The 20173-nt window shown below is 59.7% G+C and carries 23 protein-coding genes; 12 read left to right on the forward strand and 11 right to left on the reverse strand.

What is annotated here, in order from left to right; translation table 11 throughout:
- Positions 1-108: 108 nt before the first annotated feature.
- A complete protein-coding gene (locus ACTJKS_RS27460; RefSeq protein ID WP_041074106.1) occupies positions 109-858 on the reverse strand; it encodes a TerC family protein in 750 nt (249 codons plus the stop codon).
- 28 nt (positions 859-886) lie between these two features.
- The gene (locus tag ACTJKS_RS27465) at positions 887-1129 is read right to left on the reverse strand and encodes a hypothetical protein (RefSeq protein ID WP_025108906.1); all 243 of its coding nucleotides are present in this window, start codon (positions 1127-1129) and stop codon (positions 887-889) included.
- A gap of 231 nt (positions 1130-1360) precedes the next feature.
- Here ACTJKS_RS27465 and nhaR point away from each other — a divergent pair, with 231 nt between their 5' ends.
- Positions 1361-2260, forward strand: coding sequence for a transcriptional activator NhaR (gene nhaR, locus ACTJKS_RS27470; protein WP_086794737.1), 900 nt, complete (start codon positions 1361-1363; stop codon positions 2258-2260).
- Here nhaR and ACTJKS_RS27475 read toward each other — a convergent pair.
- Positions 2255-3418: an MFS transporter gene (locus ACTJKS_RS27475; protein ID WP_041074102.1), complete on the reverse strand. Its 1164-nt coding sequence runs from the start codon at positions 3416-3418 to the stop codon at positions 2255-2257. The genes nhaR and ACTJKS_RS27475 overlap by 6 nt on opposite strands.
- Before the next feature lie 337 nt (positions 3419-3755).
- Between ACTJKS_RS27475 and sstT the strand changes: the two genes are divergently transcribed.
- Entirely contained in the window at positions 3756-4988 is a 1233-nt protein-coding gene (sstT, locus tag ACTJKS_RS27480; protein WP_198760083.1) for a serine/threonine transporter SstT, read from the forward strand.
- Between the two features lie 146 nt (positions 4989-5134).
- On the opposite strand, the gene ACTJKS_RS27485 is transcribed toward sstT, so the two are convergent.
- Positions 5135-5644 (reverse strand): DUF1993 domain-containing protein, encoded by a 510-nt coding sequence (locus tag ACTJKS_RS27485; protein ID WP_262949094.1) that lies wholly within the window; start codon positions 5642-5644, stop codon positions 5135-5137.
- A 125-nt stretch (positions 5645-5769) separates the two neighbouring features.
- Between ACTJKS_RS27485 and ACTJKS_RS27490 the strand changes: the two genes are divergently transcribed.
- Entirely contained in the window at positions 5770-6414 is a 645-nt protein-coding gene (locus ACTJKS_RS27490; RefSeq protein WP_041074096.1) for a YceH family protein, read from the forward strand.
- 131 nt (positions 6415-6545) lie between these two features.
- Here the strand turns inward: ACTJKS_RS27490 and ACTJKS_RS27495 are convergent, their stop codons facing one another.
- Both ACTJKS_RS27495 and ACTJKS_RS27500 read right to left on the reverse strand, forming a co-directional pair.
- Positions 6546-7064, reverse strand: coding sequence for a cupin domain-containing protein (locus tag ACTJKS_RS27495; protein ID WP_108182268.1), 519 nt, complete (start codon positions 7062-7064; stop codon positions 6546-6548).
- 216 nt (positions 7065-7280) lie between these two features.
- On the reverse strand, positions 7281-8099 hold the full coding sequence (locus ACTJKS_RS27500) for a shikimate 5-dehydrogenase (RefSeq protein WP_198760082.1): 819 nt from the start codon (positions 8097-8099) through the stop codon (positions 7281-7283).
- 256 nt (positions 8100-8355) lie between these two features.
- Here ACTJKS_RS27500 and ACTJKS_RS27505 point away from each other — a divergent pair, with 256 nt between their 5' ends.
- From ACTJKS_RS27505 to ACTJKS_RS27515, 3 genes are all read left to right on the forward strand, one after another.
- Positions 8356-8706, forward strand: coding sequence for a hypothetical protein (locus ACTJKS_RS27505; RefSeq protein WP_007965394.1), 351 nt, complete (start codon positions 8356-8358; stop codon positions 8704-8706).
- Positions 8707-8935: 229 nt separating this feature from the next.
- Positions 8936-9130 (forward strand): hypothetical protein, encoded by a 195-nt coding sequence (locus ACTJKS_RS27510; RefSeq protein ID WP_025108897.1) that lies wholly within the window; start codon positions 8936-8938, stop codon positions 9128-9130.
- 102 nt (positions 9131-9232) lie between these two features.
- Positions 9233-9415: a hypothetical protein gene (locus ACTJKS_RS27515; protein WP_041074091.1), complete on the forward strand. Its 183-nt coding sequence runs from the start codon at positions 9233-9235 to the stop codon at positions 9413-9415.
- On the opposite strand, the gene ACTJKS_RS27520 is transcribed toward ACTJKS_RS27515, so the two are convergent.
- Positions 9412-10473 (reverse strand): AI-2E family transporter, encoded by a 1062-nt coding sequence (locus ACTJKS_RS27520; protein ID WP_041074089.1) that lies wholly within the window; start codon positions 10471-10473, stop codon positions 9412-9414. The genes ACTJKS_RS27515 and ACTJKS_RS27520 overlap by 4 nt on opposite strands.
- Before the next feature lie 249 nt (positions 10474-10722).
- Here ACTJKS_RS27520 and trhP point away from each other — a divergent pair, with 249 nt between their 5' ends.
- Both trhP and ACTJKS_RS27530 read left to right on the forward strand, forming a co-directional pair.
- Positions 10723-12066, forward strand: coding sequence for a prephenate-dependent tRNA uridine(34) hydroxylase TrhP (gene trhP / locus ACTJKS_RS27525; RefSeq protein ID WP_108182266.1), 1344 nt, complete (start codon positions 10723-10725; stop codon positions 12064-12066).
- Positions 12067-12086: 20 nt separating this feature from the next.
- Positions 12087-12242, forward strand: coding sequence for a hypothetical protein (locus ACTJKS_RS27530; protein ID WP_262949096.1), 156 nt, complete (start codon positions 12087-12089; stop codon positions 12240-12242).
- 39 nt (positions 12243-12281) lie between these two features.
- Here the strand turns inward: ACTJKS_RS27530 and ACTJKS_RS27535 are convergent, their stop codons facing one another.
- On the reverse strand, positions 12282-12512 hold the full coding sequence (locus ACTJKS_RS27535) for a hypothetical protein (protein WP_007965409.1): 231 nt from the start codon (positions 12510-12512) through the stop codon (positions 12282-12284).
- A gap of 92 nt (positions 12513-12604) precedes the next feature.
- Positions 12605-13318 carry a FadR/GntR family transcriptional regulator gene (locus ACTJKS_RS27540; RefSeq protein ID WP_108182265.1) on the reverse strand — a complete coding sequence of 238 codons (714 nt, stop codon included), beginning with the start codon at positions 13316-13318 and terminating at the stop codon, positions 12605-12607.
- Positions 13319-13685: 367 nt separating this feature from the next.
- Between ACTJKS_RS27540 and ACTJKS_RS27545 the strand changes: the two genes are divergently transcribed.
- Together ACTJKS_RS27545 and gudD are read left to right on the forward strand one after the other, a co-directional pair.
- Complete coding sequence (locus ACTJKS_RS27545; RefSeq protein ID WP_108182264.1) at positions 13686-15032, forward strand: MFS transporter; 1347 nt, start codon at positions 13686-13688, stop codon at positions 15030-15032.
- A 25-nt stretch (positions 15033-15057) separates the two neighbouring features.
- Positions 15058-16401 carry a glucarate dehydratase gene (gudD, locus tag ACTJKS_RS27550; protein ID WP_108182263.1) on the forward strand — a complete coding sequence of 448 codons (1344 nt, stop codon included), beginning with the start codon at positions 15058-15060 and terminating at the stop codon, positions 16399-16401.
- Between the two features lie 127 nt (positions 16402-16528).
- Here gudD and ACTJKS_RS27555 read toward each other — a convergent pair whose 3' ends face one another.
- Complete coding sequence (locus ACTJKS_RS27555) at positions 16529-17401, reverse strand: LysR family transcriptional regulator (protein ID WP_108184375.1); 873 nt, start codon at positions 17399-17401, stop codon at positions 16529-16531.
- A 160-nt stretch (positions 17402-17561) separates the two neighbouring features.
- Between ACTJKS_RS27555 and ampC the strand changes: the two genes are divergently transcribed.
- Entirely contained in the window at positions 17562-18728 is a 1167-nt protein-coding gene (gene ampC / locus ACTJKS_RS27560) for a class C beta-lactamase (RefSeq protein ID WP_108182261.1), read from the forward strand.
- A 136-nt stretch (positions 18729-18864) separates the two neighbouring features.
- Here the strand turns inward: ampC and ACTJKS_RS27565 are convergent, their stop codons facing one another.
- Entirely contained in the window at positions 18865-19437 is a 573-nt protein-coding gene (locus tag ACTJKS_RS27565; protein WP_041074073.1) for a DUF4174 domain-containing protein, read from the reverse strand.
- Positions 19438-19646: 209 nt separating this feature from the next.
- Between ACTJKS_RS27565 and ACTJKS_RS27570 the strand changes: the two genes are divergently transcribed.
- On the forward strand, positions 19647-20120 hold the full coding sequence (locus ACTJKS_RS27570; RefSeq protein ID WP_108182260.1) for a GNAT family N-acetyltransferase: 474 nt from the start codon (positions 19647-19649) through the stop codon (positions 20118-20120).
- The last annotated feature ends 53 nt before the right edge of the window (positions 20121-20173 follow it).

Below are 20173 nucleotides of genomic sequence, written 5' to 3' on the forward strand. Positions count from 1 at the left end.
GCAGCCTTCGGCAGCTCCTGCATAAGGCACAAGCCGTGCGGCATGAGGCATAAGCAAAAAGGCCGGCTGAACTCGACGAGTCCAGCCGGCCTTTTGGTTTGCTGCAGATTAAGCTTGCTGAGCCAGCTTCTTCTGCTTCGCCCGGCGCGACATCATGTTCAGCACTTCAATCGCTGCCGAGAAGGCCATGGCCGCGTACACATAACCTTTCGGTACATGGGCACCGAAGCCTTCGGCGATCAGCGTCATGCCGATCATGATCAGGAAGCCCAGGGCCAGCATCACCACTGTCGGGTTGTCGTTGATGAACTTGGCCAACGGCTCAGCTGCGAACAGCATCACCATCACCGACACCACCACCGCGATCACCATGATCGGCAAGTGTTCAGTCATGCCCACCGCAGTAATGATGCTGTCGATGGAGAACACCATGTCCAGCATCAGGATCTGACCGATTGCGGCAGCGAAGCCCAGGGTCACGGTCGAAGTCGCCGTTTTCGGGTCTTCCGGGGCCGGGTCCATGCTGTGATGGATCTCGGTCGTGGCTTTCCACACCAGGAACAGACCACCGGCAATCAGGATCATGTCTTTCCAGGAGAACGCCTGGCCCATGATTTCGATTACAGGTTCGGTCAACTGCACGATGAAAGCGATGGTGCTCAACAGGGCCAGACGCAGGATCAGCGCCATGCCGATACCGATGCGGCGCGCCTTCTGCCGATGCTGCACAGGCAACTTGTTGGTCAGGATCGAAATAAAGATCAGGTTATCGATGCCGAGCACGATTTCCATCACCACCAGTGTGGCCAAAGCAACCCAGGCGGCGGGGCTGGCGGCGAGTTCTAACAGATATTCCATGGGTCAGTCCTGACTCTTGTATGACGATTTAGATGGTCTTGGAGGAAGATTCGGATTTTTCCGCATCTTTTTCCGGCGCTTCTTTTTTCTCGATCAAGCCGCCGGTGGCGTCGCTGAGCGCTTGTTCAGCAGCTTTGTGCGTATCGTCGATCGCCTGTTTGGCGCTTTCGGCAGCCTTGCCCATCAACTGCTGGGCACTTTTCTCGGCCTGATCGCAACCGGCCATGAGCAGTAAAGACGTAAACATCAATGCAGGGATTGTGTATTTCATGAGACTTCCTTCGAATGAACAGACAGGGTCACAGACCACCCGTCGATGGCTGGGCATTCTAGGGAGACAAACACTTCAGGAAAATTCGTATTTTTAGCGGCTATACTTCGGCTTTAACGAACTATGACCATCAGTGTAGAAGCTGCCGAAGGCTGCGATCTTTTGATTTTTTAAAGCAAGATCAAAAGATCGCAGCCTGCGGCAGCTCCTACAGGGGGGGGGAACCTTAGAGTGCTCAATTACCGACAACTGCATTACTTCTGGGTGGTCGCCAAGACCGGCAGCATCGTGCGTGCCTGCGAGCAACTCAACCTCACACCGCAAACCATCAGCGGGCAGATTTCGCTGCTCGAACAAACCTACGGCATCGAACTGTTTCAGCGGGTCGGCCGCCAGCTGGAACTGACCGAGGCCGGACGCCAGGCCCTGCCCTACGCCGAGCAGATGTTCCAGTTGGGCGGCGAACTGGAGTTGATGCTGCGTGCCCAGCCCAACGAACAGCAGATCCTGTTTCGCGTCGGCGTGGCCGACGTGGTGCCCAAGTCCATCGTCTATCGGCTGATCGCGCCGACCATGGAGTTGCACGAACCGCTGCGCATCACCTGCCGCGAAGACAAACTCGAACGCCTGTTGGCGGACCTGGCCATCCAGCGTCTGGACCTGGTGATTTCCGACAGCCCGATGCCGTCGCACCTCGACATCAAGGGCTACAGCCAGAAACTCGGCGAATGCGGGATCAGTTTTTTCGCCACCGCGCAATTGGCGGCGCAATACGGGCAAGACTTTCCGCGCAGCCTCAACGGCGCACCGCTGCTGATTCCCGGCGCGGAAACCGTGGTGCGCAGCCGTCTGCAGCGCTGGTTTGCCGAGCAGCAGATCCAGCCGCGAATCGTCGGGGAGTTCGATGACAGCGCCCTGATGCAGGCCTTCGGCCAATCGGGCAGCGGGATTTTCATCGGCCCAAGCGTGATTGCCGATGAAGTCAAACGCCAGTACGGCGTCGAGGTGATTGGCCAGACCGACGCGGTGACCGAGTCGTTCTATGCCATTTCCGTGGAACGCAAGGTCAAGCACCCCGGCATCGTGGCGATTACCGAAGGTGCCCGACGCGAGCTGTTTACCGCGCTATGACGCCTGGGCGCACGCTTCGCGCGGCTTGAGCGTCATCAAGACCATGGCGAGGAATACCGACAACAGAATGAACCCGGCAGCGGCAAATCCCAGAAAGCCAAGGCCGGCACTGTCGATCACTCGACCGCCGATCATCGCTCCGAGGCCGATCCCGAGGTTGGCCCCGGCGATATTCAGCGAGGCGGCAAAGGCTGGCGCTTCCGGTGCGGCCTTCATCAGGCGTACATGGCTGACCAGAAACAGCGCCGCCTGGGTGATACCCCAGATGCCCATGGCCACCGCCAGGCCCAGCGTCGAGTGGATATTCGGCACCAGCGAGACCATGCCGGCAATCATGAACGCGCAGAACAGCACGGACGCACCCAACGGATGACGATCCACTGCACGCCCGCCCAGCGAGTTGCCGATCAGCCCGACCGCACCGAAGCCCATCAGGCACCAGCCAACCACGGTGCCGTTAAAACCCGCCAGACGCTCGAGTATGTCGGCCAGATAGGTGTAGGCGGTGAACATGCCGCTGAATACCAGGATCGACAACAGCACATGGCCGAGCATCAGCGGGCTGCGCAGGATCTTGAACTGCGAGCTGAAGCTGACCTGGTGCTGATGCAGACTGGTTTTCGGCAGGTAAACAAACAGCAGCAAGGCCTTGGCAAAAGCGATCACCGCCAGAATCGCGAATGCACTGCGCCAGCCGAACGCATCGGAAATCAACGTGCCCACCGGGATGCCGAATACCGTGGCGCAGACGATGCCGAAGCCGATCTTGGCAATCGCACGGCCGGCGTAATCCGGGCCGACGATGTCCACCGCTGTCTCGCTGGCCAAGGCCCAGAACACCGGCAGGCCGAGGGCCGGGATCAAGCGCGCAATGGCCATGACCCAGATGTTCGGCGCCAGCGCGGCAACGGTGTTGGCCAGGCCGAACATGATCAGGATGGTGATGAACAACTTGCGCCGCTCGAAGCGGGCGAAATAGGCGGTCAAAAACGGGCCGAACATCGCCACCGTGAAAGCGAACAGAGTCACCAGCAGACCCGCCTGCGGAATGGTTACCGCCAGATCTCGGGCAATGGCCGGCAACAGGCCGACGATGACGAATTCCGTGGTCAGCACCGTGAATCCGGCAGCGGACAACAGAAGAATGGGCAACAGCATGAGCAACTCCAGCAAAACGACGACACCAGCGAAGGCCGGAAGGCCCGCTGGCAACGATTAAAATGAGGATGGCGAATCTTAACAGAGTGTTTCAGCAGTGACTTGCATAAACCTGCCGACTTGCCGATCAATCCGGTGGCAGATCGTCACAGGCCTGAAGGATAACGCCTACGCTGTGATAAAGTCCGCGCCCTGAAAAACGTACACCCTGTTCAGCGCCCCGTTTAACAGCGTTGATCGCGCCTCAGCCCTTTCGGTTCGTGCCGGTGACCTGCCCCCTTGATGTACCACCGGTTTCACGCAACCTTGCACCCTATAAAAAATCAGAGATGCCGTTATGACCGCTTCATCCCCTTCTCTAATGCAACGCCTGAAAAACCTCAGTCTGGTCACGCAGATCCTGATCGGCCTGATCGCCGGTATCGCTCTGGCGTTGTTCGCCCCGGAAGCGGCAAAAGGCTCGGCGTTCATCGGCAAAGTGTTCGTCTCGGCACTGAAAGCCGTGGCGCCGATTCTGGTGTTCGTGCTGGTGATGGCGTCGATCGCCAACCACAAGCACGGTCAGGAAACCCACATCAGACCCATCCTGTTCCTGTATCTGCTCGGCACTTTCGCCGCAGCCGTGGTCGCGGTGGTGGCCAGCATGGCGTTTCCCTCGCATCTGGTGCTGTCCACCGACAATGTGTCAGTCACCGCGCCGGGCGGCATTGCCGAAGTGCTGCAAAGCCTGCTGTTGAGCGTGGTCGACAACCCGGTCAGCGCGCTGATGAATGCCAACTTCATCGGCATTCTGGCCTGGGCGATCGGCATGGGCGTCGCGATTCGCCATGCCAGCGACACCACACGCGAGGTGCTGGGCGACCTGTCCAACGGCGTGACCGTGATCGTGCGCGTAGTGATTCGTTTCGCCCCACTGGGCATTTTCGGTCTGGTGGCGTCTACCCTCGCCACCTCGGGCTTCGGCGCGTTGATCGGTTATGCGCACCTGCTGGCCGTGCTGCTGGGCTGCATGCTGTTTGTCGCGCTGGTGATGAACCCGCTGATTGTGTTCTGGAAGCTGCGCCGCAACCCGTACCCGCTGACCCTCAAGTGCCTGCGCGAAAGCGGCATCACCGCCTTCTTCACCCGCAGTTCGGCAGCGAACATTCCGGTCAACCTGGAACTGAGCAAGCGCCTGGGCCTGCATGAAGACACTTACTCGGTATCGATCCCGCTGGGTGCGACCATCAACATGGCTGGCGCAGCGATCACCATCACCGTGCTGACCCTGGCTGCCGTGCACACGCTGGGGATTGCCGTGGACATTCCGACCGCGATCCTGCTCAGCGTCGTCGCGGCGATCTGTGCCTGTGGCGCCTCGGGCGTGGCCGGTGGCTCGCTGCTGCTGATTCCGCTGGCGTGCAGCCTGTTCGGCATTCCCAGCGAGATTGCCATGCAGGTGGTGGCGGTGGGTTTCATCATTGGTGTGCTGCAGGACTCGGCGGAGACTGCGCTGAATTCGTCCACTGATGTGCTGTTTACTGCCGCGGCTTGCTTGGGTGAAGAGGCGAAAGTTCAGCGTTCAGTCTGAAGATCAAAAGATCGCAGCCTGCGGCAGCTCCTACATTAGGAATGCGTTTCCCTGCAGGAGCTGCCGCAGGCTGCGATCTTTTGCTTTATCCAATAAAGAGCCCGCCAAGGTGTGAACCTTGGCGGGCTTTTTTGTTGCGGGGTGTTTTAGTACGCGCCCATGTAATCGCGTTTACCCACTTCAACACCGTTGTGGCGCAACAGCGCATAGGCAGTGGTGACGTGGAAGAAGAACTGCGGCAGACCGTAGCTCAGCAGGTAAGCCTGACCGCTGAAGCGCTTCTCTTTCGGCGTGCCCGGACGGGTCACGATCTCGATGCCTTCCTTGCCGTTGATCTGCTCCGGCTTGATCTCGCCGATGTAGGCCAGCACCTTGGCGATCAGCGCCTGCAGTTCGGGGAACGTGGTTTCAGTGTCGTCATACTTCGGGATTTCGACTTCGGCCAGACGCGAGGAAACGCCCTTGGCGAAGTCGACGGCGATCTGCACCTGACGCACCAGCGGGAACATGTCCGGGTACAGGCGCGCTTGCAGGAAGGCGTTCGGGTCGATGTTTTTCTCGGTGGCGTGGGCTTCAGCCTTTTTCAGGACATCGCTCAGGGCGTTGAGCATTTGTTGAAAAACCGGGACGGATGCGGCGTAAAGGGAAATGGTCATGGCAGTCTCGTGTGGTGGCTGGGTGGAACGTGGAGGCGATTATAGCCATGCTTGATGACCACACGGCTTGCCTTTTGTTAGCCAAGGATTAGGCTAGGCGCCTTCGACTGCTGAGGGAACGCGCGATGACCACCGAACTTGCAACCACCACCAACGAACCACGGCTCAACGCCACGGAAATCCGCATTCTGGGTTCGTTGATCGAAAAACAGGCCACCAGCCCGGAAACCTATCCGTTGACCCTCAATGCATTGGTGCTGGCCTGTAATCAGAAGACCAGCCGCGAGCCGGTGATGAACCTGACTCAGGGCCAGGTCGGCCAAAGTCTGCGGGCGCTGGAAAGCCACGGTTACACCAAACTGGTCATGGGCAGTCGCGCTGATCGCTGGGAGCATAAACTCGACAAGGCGCTGGAGCTGGTGCCGGCCCAGGTGATTCTCACCGGTTTGATGTTCTTGCGTGGCCCGCAGACAGTGAATGAGTTGCTGACCCGCAGCGGCCGCATGCACGATTTCGAAGATGCCGAGCAGGTGGTGCATCAGCTGGAGCGTCTGATCGCCCGTGGGCTGGCGGTGTTGATCCCGCGTCAGGCCGGGCAACGCGAAGACCGCTACACCCATGCGCTGGGCGATCCGGCGGACATCGAGGCGATCCTGGCGGCGCGGCAGAATCCTGGGGAGCGCGCGACCAGCGGCGTTTCGGTCGAGCGCATCGAAGAGCTGGAAGCACGGATTGCCGCACTGGAAGAGCGCCTGGCGCGCCTCGAATAACCCCGAAATCCTACTGTGGGAACGAGCTTGCTTGCGAATGCGGTGTGTCATTTAGCAATGATGTGAATGACACATTGCATTCGCGAGCAAGCTCGCTCCCACAGGGGCTGCACCAAGACGAAGGTCTCTATTTACTCACCATCCCAGTAATCCACCCCATCCGCCTGCCGCGCCACGGCAACAAAACCTGATGCATTGCCCTCAGCATCAACCTTGAAGTTGTCCATCACTGCGTATTTGTTGGAATCCGGGTATTCGCAGATATCCGGTTGCTGCTGGGTGCTGACCGCCAGGTAACGCAGTTCCGCTTCGCTGGTATTGATGATTTGATGCGCCGTCTCCGGGCCGCCCGGCGGGCAGGCGATCACGTCGCCCGCGCGAATCGGAAAGCGTTCGGCCCCCAAGCGCACTTCACCCTCCCCGGCCACCACATAGAACATCTCTTCATTGACCCGGTGGCTGTGAAACGGACTGCCGCGCATGCCTGGCGGTAATGCGTACAGGCGATAACCGAGTTTTTGCGCGCCGAGTTGCTGGCCTACCCGCGCCATGCGCTGCAGATAACGCCCGGCGGTTTCGCCTTCCGGGGCCAGGGCTTCGGGCAAGGGTTCGAGTTCGACCTGATGCAGGTTGAGAATGGGTGGGTGCATGGCGGGCCTCGGTCACGGTTTTTGTGGGTGGCAAGTCTGGGCTGGCTGGGGAGGCAGTATAGGCATGGATGTCTGACTTGAGACCGTGGTGCATCCTTCGCGAGCAGGCTCGCTCCCACAGAGGATCTACAGCGAACACACAATCTGTGCATGACAAAAATTCAACTGTGGGAGCGAGCCTGCTCGCGAAGAGGCCCGCCCAGCCAGCACAACTCATCAGCTCCGGGCAAACGCCACCGCCGCCGCAAACTGCTCTTCAGTCGGCCGCACGCCCGTGTACAGCACAAACTGCTCCAGCGCCTGGATCGCAATCACCTCCAGCCCGGTAATCACTTTCTTGCCCTCGGCCCGGCCGCGCACGATCAGCGGTGTTTCCGACGGAATCGCCACGACATCGAACACAATCCCGGCTGCCTGGATCACTTCAGGCTCAAACGCCAGTTGCCCCGCCTCCGGCCCGCCGTCCATGCCCACCGGTGTGACGTTGATCAGCATCTGCGGCCGCTCTTCGCCCAGCTCCGCCTGCCAGCGATAGCCAAGCGAGTCCGCCAGTGCCTGGCCGGCGCGCTCGTTACGCGCCACGATCAGTCCATTCTTGTAGCCACCATCACGCAGGGCGCTGGCCACGGCTTTGGCCATGCCGCCGCTGCCACGCAGGGCGAACGTCGAATCTTTCGGCACTGCGTGGGTTTCCAGCAATTGCGCGATGGCGATGTAATCAGTGTTATAGGCCTTGAGGTGACCGTGGGTGTTGACGATGGTGTTGATCGACTGGATCGCCGCCGCCGACGCATCCAGCTCATCGACCAGTGCGATGCACGCTTCCTTGAACGGCATCGACACGCCACAACCACGAATCCCCAGCGCACGAATGCCGCCGACAGCCCCCGGCAAATCCTGACTGCTGAACGCCTTGTAATAGAAGTTCAGGCCCAACTGCTCGTACAAATGGTTATGAAACCGCAGACCGAAATTCCCCGGGCGCCCCGACAGGGACATGCACAGCTGGGTGTCTTTGTTGGGATTCATCTGCATGAAACTTCTCCTTCAAACGGACTTTCGGATGGACGGAGTTAGCCATTCCATCGGGTTCTGAACGATCATAAGCGCCTGTCTGCAACGGACCGCGTGCCCCTTTGACCCACCGGTAAAGAAGCCGGTACAGACCTTACACAAAATTTACCCAGCGGCTGTGCTGATTTTCAGAATTTCGCTGTCATAGAAGTATCCCCGCGACAACTTTGGGCCTGGTGCAGGCCCGGACGCCGGGTCGAAGAACCGAGGAATTATCATGATTCGTAAACTCCCCATCGTGGCCTTGTTGATTGGTGCATTCGCGATCACAGGTCAGGCAGAAGCCCACGGCGGTGGCTGGCAGGGTCCGGCCGTGTTTGGTGCGATCGTCGGCTCGGCCATCATCGGCTCGGCACTGATCAACCAGGACCGGCCGGTCTACGTGCAACAGCCTGTTTACGCTCAACCGGCACCGGTTTATGTGCAACAACCGCCGCCACCGGTCTATTACCAGCCGGCCCCGGTTTACGTGCAACAACCGGTCTACGTGCCTGGCCCGGTCTACTACGGCCCACCACGCGGCTATTACGGCCGGCCACACGGCTACTACGGTGGCCCACGCTGGTAATCGCCAACAAACAGCCCTGCTTTATAGCGGGGCTTTTTTATGACCGTCGGTCGGGCAACGTCTGAAAAAATCTTGCCAAGGTCGCTGTGAGGATAGTTCCAGCGGCTAAAGTCGGCATGATGGACTTGACCGCTGGGGGCAAAACACAGAACGGTCATCGATTTGTCATGACGGAACCGCAATCTGAATCCGTCCGTAAACAACAGGTTGATAACAACAAGGACGACCCATGCCTACTCAAAATCCGCACCGCATCGTCGGCCTGTGCACTTCAAGCAAGGTGTACAGTGCGCTGACCGAACTCAAACACCTGGAAGGCCACCGCTGCGCCAAGTTCCTTTCGCTGCTGGCGGAGAACCTGGTGCACAAGGGCCTGCTCAACGAGCGCGAAGTGGTGCACATGCTCGACCAGGTTGTCGACTGACCCCGTCCTCACTGTTATCAATGACCACTATCGAAAGCGTTGATTGTCCCTGAGCACAGCGAATCCCTAAGGTAGCTCCACAGATTGATGGAGGTACTGGTCATGGCTCAGGTTCAAATCATGTCGGTCATCGGCAGCGCTGTTCCCGCATCGCTCAGAGCGTCGGGATTGCTCGCCTGCTGGTATCTGGTGCGCGACGGTGAGCCCATCAGCGGCCCGCTGACTTCGCTCCCGGCAGCGCAGGCACTGTCGCAGAAAATCGTCAGCGCGCCGTTCCACGCTTAAGGCAACTGGACTTTCGGTTTGGTCTCGATAAACAGCGCCCAGCTCGACATGAAGAGCGCCGCGATCAGCGGCCCGATCACGAAACCGTTGAGGCCGAACACTGCGAGGCCGCCGAGGGTCGAGATCAGGATCATGTAGTCGGGCATGCGCGTGTCTTTGCCGACCAGAATCGGGCGCAGCACGTTGTCCACCAGACCGATCACAAATACCCCGAACAGCCCCAATACCACGCCCTGCCAGATCATCCCGCTGAGCAGGAAGTACACCGCCACTGGTGCCCAGACGATTCCCGCGCCCACCGCCGGCAACAGCGACAGAAAGCCCATCAGCACCGCCCAGAGCAACGCGCTGGGGATGTCGAGAAACCAGAAAATCGCCCCGCCCAATGCGCCCTGAGTGACCGCCACCACCAGGTTGCCCTTCACCGTCGCACGTACCACACGGTTGAACTTCAACTGCAAACGGCGTTTGTGGGTCTCTTCCAGCGGCACTGCGGTGCGTACCTTGCGTACCAGTTCGGCGCCATCGCGAAGAAAGAAAAACAGCAGGTACAGCATGATGCCGAAGCTGACCACAAACTCGAATGTGCCCTGGCCGAAACTGAAGGCCTGACTGGCCAGCACCTGACTGCCCTGCATCGACGCCTTGACGATTTTCTCGCGCAGACCGTTGAGTTCGCCCATGCCGAAGCGATCGAGCAAATGCTGAAAGTAAGGGGGCAAGCTGTGTTTGAACTGTGCCAGGTAGGCACCGATGTCCAGTTGACCGCTTTCGATGTTGTTGTACACCGTCGCGCCTTCCTGAACCAACAGGATGCTGAGAATGATCACCGGAAGAATCGCGATCACCAGACAAATGCCCAGCGTGCAAAGCGCTGTCAGGTTGCGCTGCCAGCCGAATTTGAGCTGTAACTTGCGCTGCATCGGCGCAAACAGAATGCCGAGAATCACCGCCCAGAACACCGCACCGTAGAACGGCAGCAGAATCCAGATGAAGGCGACCGTCACCAACAGCAACAGCACGGTGAGGGATTTGAATTGCAGCGTTTTTTCGTTCATGTCCGATCCATGTCAGTCAGGCGTCACGCACGCCTCGAACCTTAGTCCACCGGGGCGCGCACGAGTGCCATCTTTGTTCATGGAGCATAGATCGCCTGGTAGAAGCAGCTCGCTGCACCTGATGCAGCGGGACCCTGTCATGGTGCCGGCGCGGCACAGATCAGTAGCACCCGCGCAAAGATAGATCCAGATCAATAAACCGCACTTGCCGCTGCACTACCCTGCCGCGCTTTTGCGACCGATGCCGCCATGATCCCTGAACTCCCCCTCGCCGCCCCGGAGCTGCTGGCCCCCGCCGGCACCCTGAAGAACATGCGTTATGCCTTCGCCTACGGCGCCGATGCGGTCTACGCCGGCCAGCCGCGCTACAGTCTGCGGGTGCGTAACAACGAGTTCGACCACGCCAACCTCGCCCTCGGTATTCGCGAAGCGCAGGCCCAGGGCAAGCGCTTCTACGTGGTGGTCAATATCGCCCCGCACAATGCCAAGCTGAAGACCTTCCTCAAGGACCTGGCGCCGGTGATCGAGATGGCGCCGGATGCCCTGATCATGTCCGACCCGGGCCTGATCATGCTGGTGCGCCGGCATTTTCCGCAGATGCCGATCCACCTTTCGGTGCAGGCCAACACGGTGAACTGGGCGAGCGTCGAGTTCTGGCAGCAACGAGGTCTGAGCCGGATCATCCTGTCGCGGGAATTGTCGCTGGAGGAAATCGCTGAAATCCGCGAACAGGTGCCGGGCATGGAACTGGAAGTGTTCGTCCACGGCGCCCTGTGCATGGCTTACTCCGGGCGCTGCCTGTTGTCGGGCTACATGAACAAGCGCGACGCCAACCAAGGCACCTGCACCAACGCCTGCCGCTGGAAATATTCTGCGCAGGAAGCCACGGAAAACCATCTCGGCGAGATCGTGCAGACCTTCCAGCCCGAGCCGACCCTGGGCATTGGCGCGCCGACCGATCAGGTGTTCCTGCTGCAGGAAGCCAATCGTCCCGACGAGTTGATGCCGGCGTTTGAAGACGAGCACGGCACCTACATCATGAACGCCAAGGATCTGCGCGCGGTGCAGCACGTCGAACGCTTGACGCGCATGGGCGTGCATTCGCTGAAGATCGAGGGTCGCACCAAGTCGCATTTCTATTGCGCACGCACCACCCAGGTTTATCGCCGGGCAATCGACGATGCCGTAGCCGGGCGCGAGTTTGATCGCAGCCTGATGACCGACCTCGAATCACTGGCCCAGCGCGGCTACACCGAAGGTTTCCTGCGCCGGCATGTGCATGACGAATACCAGAATTATCAGAACGGCAGCTCGGTGTCGGAACGTCAGCAATTCGTCGGCGAACTCACCGGTGAGCGCCGTGACCGGTTGGCCGAGGTCAAGGTGAAAAACCGGTTTGCACTGGGCGACCACCTGGAACTGATGACGCCCAAGGGCAATTTCCACTTTGATCTGCACCAGTTGCAGAGTGCCAAGGGTGAGGCGATCGAGGTGGCGCCTGGGGATGGGCACACGGTGTACCTGCCGATTCCGGATGCGGTGGATTTGCGCTTTGGGTTGCTGATGCGTGATGTAGCTGCCAATCCGGATTGAGGACACGGAACACCTTGTAGGTGTCACTGATCTTCAGCGACATCGCGGCCGCCATCGCTGGCAAGCCAGCTCCCACAGGGGTTGTGTTGAACACAAAATCCCATGCCACCAACAACTACTACGGGAGCGGGCTTGCCCGCGAAGAGGCCGGCATGAACAAAACACCTCGCCACTGACCGACCAAAAAAAACCCGGCTCCAGAGCCGGGTTTTTCACTACCGGCGATCATCAGACAACGGCGTCGGCTCATCCGCCGGCGGCACATCATCGTCCGCCGCCGGGTCCTTCCAGTCTTCCGGCCGATCGGCATCACTCAACGGATCGCGCCCGGGACTCATGCCCGGTGGCGCATCATGATCGGCCAGTGTCGGCTCATCCGTGCCGGGCACCGGACGGGTCGGATCGGTCGGCAGCACACCACCTTGAAACAGCAAATCATTAGCCATGACACACCTCACCAAGGAGGTCCGGAAAACCCGGGCCATACCGCTTGGAAGCAGGCCTGCGCAGGCCGTGCCATCGAGCAGACCAACGGCAATCAGCCCTGCGCACTGAAACGGTCGCGGCTGTTGGTCAGGTGCAGCCACATCGCCGCGCGCGCTGCGTCCGGGTCCTGGCGCTTGATCGCATTCAGGATCGCTTCGTGCTCCAGATGCGCCAACTGCCCCAGCTTGCTCAGATCCGCCGCCCCACGCTCGGCCGCGTTGAGCCGCTGACGCGGAATCATCGCGCTGCCCAGATGCTGCATGATTTCGCTGAAGCAGACGTTGCCGGTAGCTTCGGCGATCAGCAGATGAAAACGGCGATCCGCCTCGACGCAACTGTCGTTGCTGTCCAGCAGACGCTGATAGTCATCCAGCGCCTGGCGCATGTGCAGCAATTGCTGTTCGCTGCGCCGTTGCGCGGCCAATGCGGCGGCCTGAGTTTCCAGGCCCATGCGCAACTCAAGAATGCTGCGCACGCCGAGCGCGGTGTCGACATTCAGGCGCAAGCCCTGCTCGGCAGCGCGTTCGATGACGAAAGTGCCGATGCCGTGCCGCGTCTCCACCAGCCCTGACGCCTGCAACTTGGAAATCGCCTCGCGCACCACCGTGCGACTGACGCCATGCTCCTGAACGATAGCGTTCTCCGACGGCAGCTTGTCGCCGGGCGACATCTGGCCGAGCAGGATGCTCTGGGTGAGTTTCTCCACCAGATCATGGGCGAGGTTGTGCGCACGTTTGGGCGCGGGAGCGTCAAGGTCTACTTGCATGATCAATTCCGGTCATCGGGGCTTGCGGATCGTAGCACTGCGCGGTGGCTGACGAGATTGATTTTAGTCCTGGAACAGACACCAACTTGTATGACAACACTCAAGAAAACAGGAAATATGTGATTCCCGACAGACACAGGAACAAAGGCGGATAGCAGTTTCCTTAACACTGACGACCAACCATTCCTCCATAAAACCCCAACAAACATGGACAATTTGACAAAAAAGCAATAAAAAACCTGCCCGCCAGAAAAAATTAATCGCCACACCCCACTTGTAGGACAAAAAATCTCAGTTGTATGATGTCTAGCAACAACGCAGCACCCAGCCCTACCCCGCATAAAAATAATCAGTGGGAGAAAACCAAGTGAAAACCTCCGTCTCCGGGATCAACGAGGGCGTCGATTCGACACTCGCGTCCGCCATCTCGAAAGTGAAACGCCACGTCCTGCCGCTCTTCGTGATCATGTTCATCGTCAATTACATTGACCGGGTGAACATCGGTTTCGTCCGCACTCACATGGAACATGACCTGGGCATCGGGGCGGCCGCCTACGGCTTCGGCGCCGGTCTGTTCTTCATCGGGTACGCGCTATTCGAAGTGCCCTCCAACATGCTCCTGCAAAAAGTCGGCGCGCGTATCTGGCTGACCCGCATCATGCTCACCTGGGGCCTGGTCGCCGCCGGCATGGCATTCATCCAGAACGAAACGCACTTTTACATCCTGCGTTTTCTGCTTGGCGTGGCCGAGGCCGGATTCTTTCCCGGGGTGATCTACTACTTCACTCGCTGGCTACCCGGCGCCGAACGCGGCAAGGCCATCGCGATTTTCCTCAGTGGTTCGGCGGTGGCCTCGTTGATCTCCGGCCCATTGTCCGGCCTGCTGTTGCAGATCAACGGCCTGGGCATGCACGGCTGGCAATGGATGTATTTCATCGAGGGGATGTTCTCGGTCGGGCTGTGCGTGTTCGTCTGGTTCTGGCTCGACGCGAAACCCCACGACGCGAAATGGCTGACCCGCGCCGAACAGGACGCACTGGTCAACGCCATCGATGATGAACAGAAGGCCCGCGAAGCCGCGACGCCGATCCGCCCATCGATGGGCAAACTGCTCAAGGACCGGCAAATCATCCTGTTCTGCCTGATCTACTTTTTCATTCAGCTGACCATCTACGCCGCGACGTTCTGGCTGCCGAGCATCATCAAGAAAATGGGTGAGATGAGTGACTTCCAGGTCGGGCTGTTCAACTCGATCCCGTGGTTGCTGTCGATCGTCGGCATGTACGCCTTCGCCGCTTTCTCGGCCAAATGGAAGCACCAGCAGGCCTGGGTCGCCACCGCGTTGTTGATCGCCGCGGCGGGGATGTTCATGTCCACCACCGGCGGGCCGATTTTTGCCTTTGTCGCGATCTGTTTTGCCGCGCTCGGCTTCAAGTCCGCCTCGTCGTTGTTCTGGCCGATTCCGCAGGCGTATCTGGATGCGCGAATCGCCGCAGCGGTGATTGCGCTGATCAACTCGGTGGGCAACCTCGGCGGCTTCGTCGCGCCGACCACCTTCGGCCTGCTGGAACAACACACCGGCTCGATTCAGGGCGGCCTCTACGGTCTGGCCGCGACCTCGATCATCGCCGCGATCATCGTCTTCGCGGCCCGCACCACACCAAAACCTGCTGCTGACCTTGCCGTGGCCGAAGCCGCGCCGAAGCACGCCTGAATTCTGTCTGATTAGGATCAAAACCATGACTGCACACGACACCGCCAGAGCGCCGATCATCACCGACATGCAGGTGATTCCAGTGGCCGGCCACGACGGCATGCTGCTCAACCTGAGCGGCGCCCACGGGCCGTTTTTCACCCGCAATATCGTCATTCTCAAGGACAACGCCGGGCACACCGGCGTCGGTGAAGTCCCCGGTGGCGAGCGCATCCGCCAGACGCTGGAGGACGCTCGCAGCCTGGTACTCGGCAACCCGATCGGCAACTATCAGAAGATCCTCAATCAGGTGCGCCAGACCTTCGCCGAGCGTGACGCCGGCGGCCGTGGCCTGCAGACGTTCGACCTGCGCATCACCATTCACGCAGTGACCGGACTCGAGGCCGCCCTGCTCGACTTGCTCGGCCAACACCTCGACGTGCCGGTCGCGGCGCTGCTCGGCGAAGGCCAGCAGCGCGATCAAGTGAAGATGCTCGGTTATCTGTTTTACGTCGGTGACCAGCGCGAAACCAGCCTCGCCTACCGCAGCGAACCAGACGCCGATAACGACTGGTTCCGCGTCCGCCACGAGAAGGCCATGAGCGCCGAAGCGGTGGTGCGTCTGGCCGAAGCGGCCCAGGCAAAATACGGTTTCCAGGATTTCAAACTCAAGGGCGGCGTGCTCAGCGGTGATGCGGAAATCGAAGCCGTGACGGCACTGGCCGAACGTTTTCCCGAGGCGCGTATCACGCTTGATCCGAACGGTGCCTGGTCACTGAAGGAAGCGATCCGCCTGTGCCGCGATCAGCATCATGTGCTGGCTTATGCCGAAGACCCTTGCGGTGCGGAAAACGGTTACTCGGGGCGTGAAGTCATGGCCGAATTTCGCCGCGCCACCGGGCTGAAGACGGCGACCAATATGATCGCCACCGACTGGCGTGAAATGGGCCACGCCATTCAGCTGCAGTCGGTGGACATCCCGCTGGCCGACCCGCACTTCTGGACCATGCAAGGCTCGGTACGTGTCGCGCAGCTGTGCCATGAGTGGGGCCTGACCTGGGGCTCGCACTCCAACAACCACTTCGATATCTCTTTGGCGATGTTCACCCATGTCGCGGCCGCGGCACCGGGCGACATCACCGCCATCGACACGCACTGGATCTGGCAGGACGGCCAGCGCCTGACCCAGGCACCGCTGCAAATTGTCGACGGTTGCGTGCAAGTACCGCAGAAACCGGGGCTGGGCGTGGAGCTGGACATGGACCAAGTGGCCAAGGCTCATGAGCTGTATAAAGGCATGGGCCTCGGTGCGCGGGATGACAGCGTGGCGATGCAGTTTTTGATTCCGGGGTGGACGTTCGATAACAAGCGGCCGTGTCTGGTGCGCTGAACGCTGATCTGCAGTCCACTGCCGTCCCTGTGGGAGCGAGCCTGCTCGCGAATGCGGTAAAACAGCCNTTTTTGTCGTCTGACACACCGCTTTCGCGAGCAGGCTCGCTCCCACAGGGGGATTTGTTTCAAGCCGAGAGGTGTACCAGCCACTGCTTGAAAGCCGTCATCGCCACCGTCTCCGGCCGTGACTGCAGGCGCGTCAGCCAATAACTGCCGGTGGTGATTTCAATCGCAAACGGCTGACGAATCACATCCGCCGCCAATTGCCGGGCGAACATCAGCGGCGGTGCCAGCGCTACGCCGCTGCCCTGCAGCGCGGCCTCCATCATCGCCAGCGACGAGTCGAACACGATGCTCTGCGGCGGCGCGGCGTGGGTCGCCAGACCGGCGGCTTGAAACCACTGCGGCCATTCATCGGTGCGATACGAGCGCAGCAAACGCTGCTGCAACAGGTCACCCGGGGATTGCAACTGCCGGGCAATTTCCGGCACGCACAACACCGACAGTGGCGCATCGAGCAAGCGCGTGGCCTCGATGCCATGCCACGCCCCGGCACCGAAACGAATCGCGTAATCCAGTCCTTCGGCGGCGACATCGACCCGGTTGTTGTGAGTCGACAGCCGCAAATCTATGAGCGGATGTTTCGCCTGGAAGTCTGCCAGCCGTGGCAGCAGCCAACCGACCGCAAAGGTTCCGACGGCTCCCACGGTCAGCATTTCCCGATACTGACCGCCGGCCAGCCGCTCAAGCAACTGCGCGATGTGATCGAACGAAGTGGTCAGAACGGGCAACAGAGTCTCCCCTTCACTGGTCAGCATCAGCCCACGGGGCAGGCGTTTGAACAGGGTGACGTTGAGTTGCGCCTCAAGGCTTTTGACCTGATGGCTCACCGCCGCCTGAGTCACGCATAACTCCACGGCGGCGCGGGTGAAGCTCAAATGACGCGCTGAAGCTTCAAAAGCGCGCAGTGCATTGAGCGGCAGTTGAGGTCGAATCATGCCCATTCCCAAATTTTTCTAATGGCTAATGCGAGATTTCATCGTTTGTCGATCATCGCCGGACTGCCTAAATTGACGGCGCTGATCAGTCGCCCAACAAGAAGATCGCCCGCAGTGTAGCGGGATATCACCCTCAACACTCATGGAGAGTGGGTCACACATGTCCTTCATCAACCCGAGAAAAGTCAATATCTGCAGCGCATTTGGCGTGATTTTCGCTGCTACCACGTGCATGGCCGCCACACCCAGCGACGAGCAATTGCAAGCCCTGGTTAATAAAGCCGTCGCCCCGGTGATGCAGCAACAACAGGTTCCGGGCCTGGCCGTGGCTGTCACCGTCCACGGCCAGCCGCATTACTTTAATTACGGCGTCGCCGCCAAGGACACCGGACAGAAAGTCAGCGAAAACACCCTGTTCGAAATCGGCTCGGTGAGCAAAACCTTCGCCGCGACCCTGGCGGGCTATGCGCAGGCGACGGGCAAACTGGAACTGTCGACCAAGGCCAGCCAGATCTGGCCAGAGCTCAAGGGCAGCGCCTTCGATGGCATCAGCGTGCTGCAACTGGGCACCTACAGCGCTGGTGGCCTGCCGCTGCAATTCCCTGACCAGTGGGATTCGGCGGAGAAGATGCTCGGCTATTACCAACAGTGGAAACCGAGCTTCCCGGCCGGTAGCCAGCGTCTTTACTCCAACCCGAGCCTGGGCCTGTTCGGCTATCTGGCCGCCAAGACTCTTGGCCAGCCCTATGATCAGGCGATGAGTGAAACCTTGCTGCCGAAACTGGGCCTGCAACACACCTACCTGCAAGTGCCGAAAGCGCAAATGAGCCTGTATGCACAGGGCTACGACAAGAACAACCAACCGGTGCGCGTCACCCCGGGCGCGATGGATGCGCAAGCCTATGGCGTGAAAACCAGCGCCGCCGACATGCTGCGTTACGTTCAGGCCAACCTGAAACCGGCAAGCCTCGATACTCCACTGCAACAAGCCATCGCCAACACCCACACCGGTTACTACAGCGTCGGTGACATGACTCAGGGCCTGGGTTGGGAGATGTACCGTTACCCGATCAGCCTCGACCGCTTGCTGGCCGGTAACAGTACGGAAATGGCCATGCAGCCGCATAAGGTGAAGTGGCTCAACCCGCCGCAACCGCAGGCGGATAATGTGCTGCTGAACAAAACCGGGTCTACGGGTGGCTTTGGCAGTTACGTGGCGTTTGTGCCGTCGAAGGATGTCGGCGTGGTGATTCTGGCGAACAAAAACTTTCCGATTCCGGAGCGGGTGAAGATTGCTCACACGATCCTCAGCGCTTTGGCCGACTGAAAATCAAATGATCGCCGCCTGCGGCAGCTCCTGCACCGGCCCCATGTAGGAGCTGCCGCAGGCTGCGATCTTTTTGGCGGACAATAAAAATGGGCGACCTGTAGAGGTCGCCCATTTTTTGATTCAGGCCATGCCATCAATCATCCGGCATTTCCGGTGGTTTGCTCGGTTTCGCCGGTTTGCTCGCCTTGGCACCCTTCTCGCCTTTCTTGGCTGCCGGCTCGGCTGTGGTGGCCTTGGTTTCAGCGACCGTTGGTGCGCTGATTTCCTTTTCGCTGGCCGGCAGTGCATCGACGGTATCGAAGATTTTCTTCAGGTCCACCGATTTCGCTTCATCGCCCGAGGCCGAGAGTTTGGTCTCGCCATCCTTGCCCAGCAGGAACACTTTCGGGTACGCCCCGGCGCCGAGCTTCAACGAACGCAACAGGGCCATGGTGTCCTGCTGCCCAAGGTCCTTGCCATCAAGCTGACCGGCCATATTGAGGATGGTGTAGACCTTGATGTTGCGGTCAGTCACACCTTTCTTGTTCGCCGGATCTTCCAGCGACTTTTTCAACCCCACCCACACGGGGTCGACGGTGCTTTGGGCGATCACGATCAACGGTCGGGCCCGTCCCATATCCCCGGCTATGGGCGAATCGTTGTCAGCGGCGAACAAGGGACCGGCAATCGCCAGCAAGAGTGTCAGGGTCAGTGACCTGATGAGCATGCGCATCTCCTTTTGATATCCACGCTCTAATGATTGCGCATCGCGGCGATTGTTCCGGACCTGTGCCCGGCAAATATGTTTCGCCTTGTCAGAAGCTTAGGTCAGCCGCGTCATTGCGCAACCGCATCGGCGTAATCGTGACGCGCATTTGATTACGTTTTGTGAGCGCATTAGGCTGGCTGTTCCGCCCATGAAAAGGAGTTCAGCCCATGCACATCGACTACCTGTGTGATCACCCGCATTTGATTGAGGAACTGGCCGAACTCAATTTCAAGGAATGGGGCGAATTCCGCGACGGCGATACCCTTGAGGCTCGTACCGAACGGATGCGCGCCGCCTGCGGCAAGGGTGCGGTTCCCAGCGTGGTGGTGGCCATTGAAGACGGCCGATTGCTCGGTGGCGCGCTGTTGATCGACAGCGACATGAAGATCCGCCCGCAACTGACGCCGTGGCTGGCGGGGGTTTATGTGAAGGCTGAAGATCGCGGACGCGGAATTGCTTCGCAACTGGTCAAACGTATTGTTGAAGAAGCCAGAGCGTTGGGCGTACAGACGTTGTATCTGTACACCGATGCGGCGCAAACACTGTATGCGGGGTTGGGTTGGGAGGTGGTCGAGGATCTGGTCTACGAGGATTTGCCGGTGACCGTCATGAAATTCAACATCCTTCATACCCCAGTGTAGGAGCTGCCGCAGGCTGCGATCTTTTGATCTTGATTGTAAAAACGAAGATCAAA

It is taken from the genome of Pseudomonas sp. 22189 (assembly GCF_052045635.1).
Classification (GTDB): domain Bacteria; phylum Pseudomonadota; class Gammaproteobacteria; order Pseudomonadales; family Pseudomonadaceae; genus Aquipseudomonas; species Aquipseudomonas parakoreensis.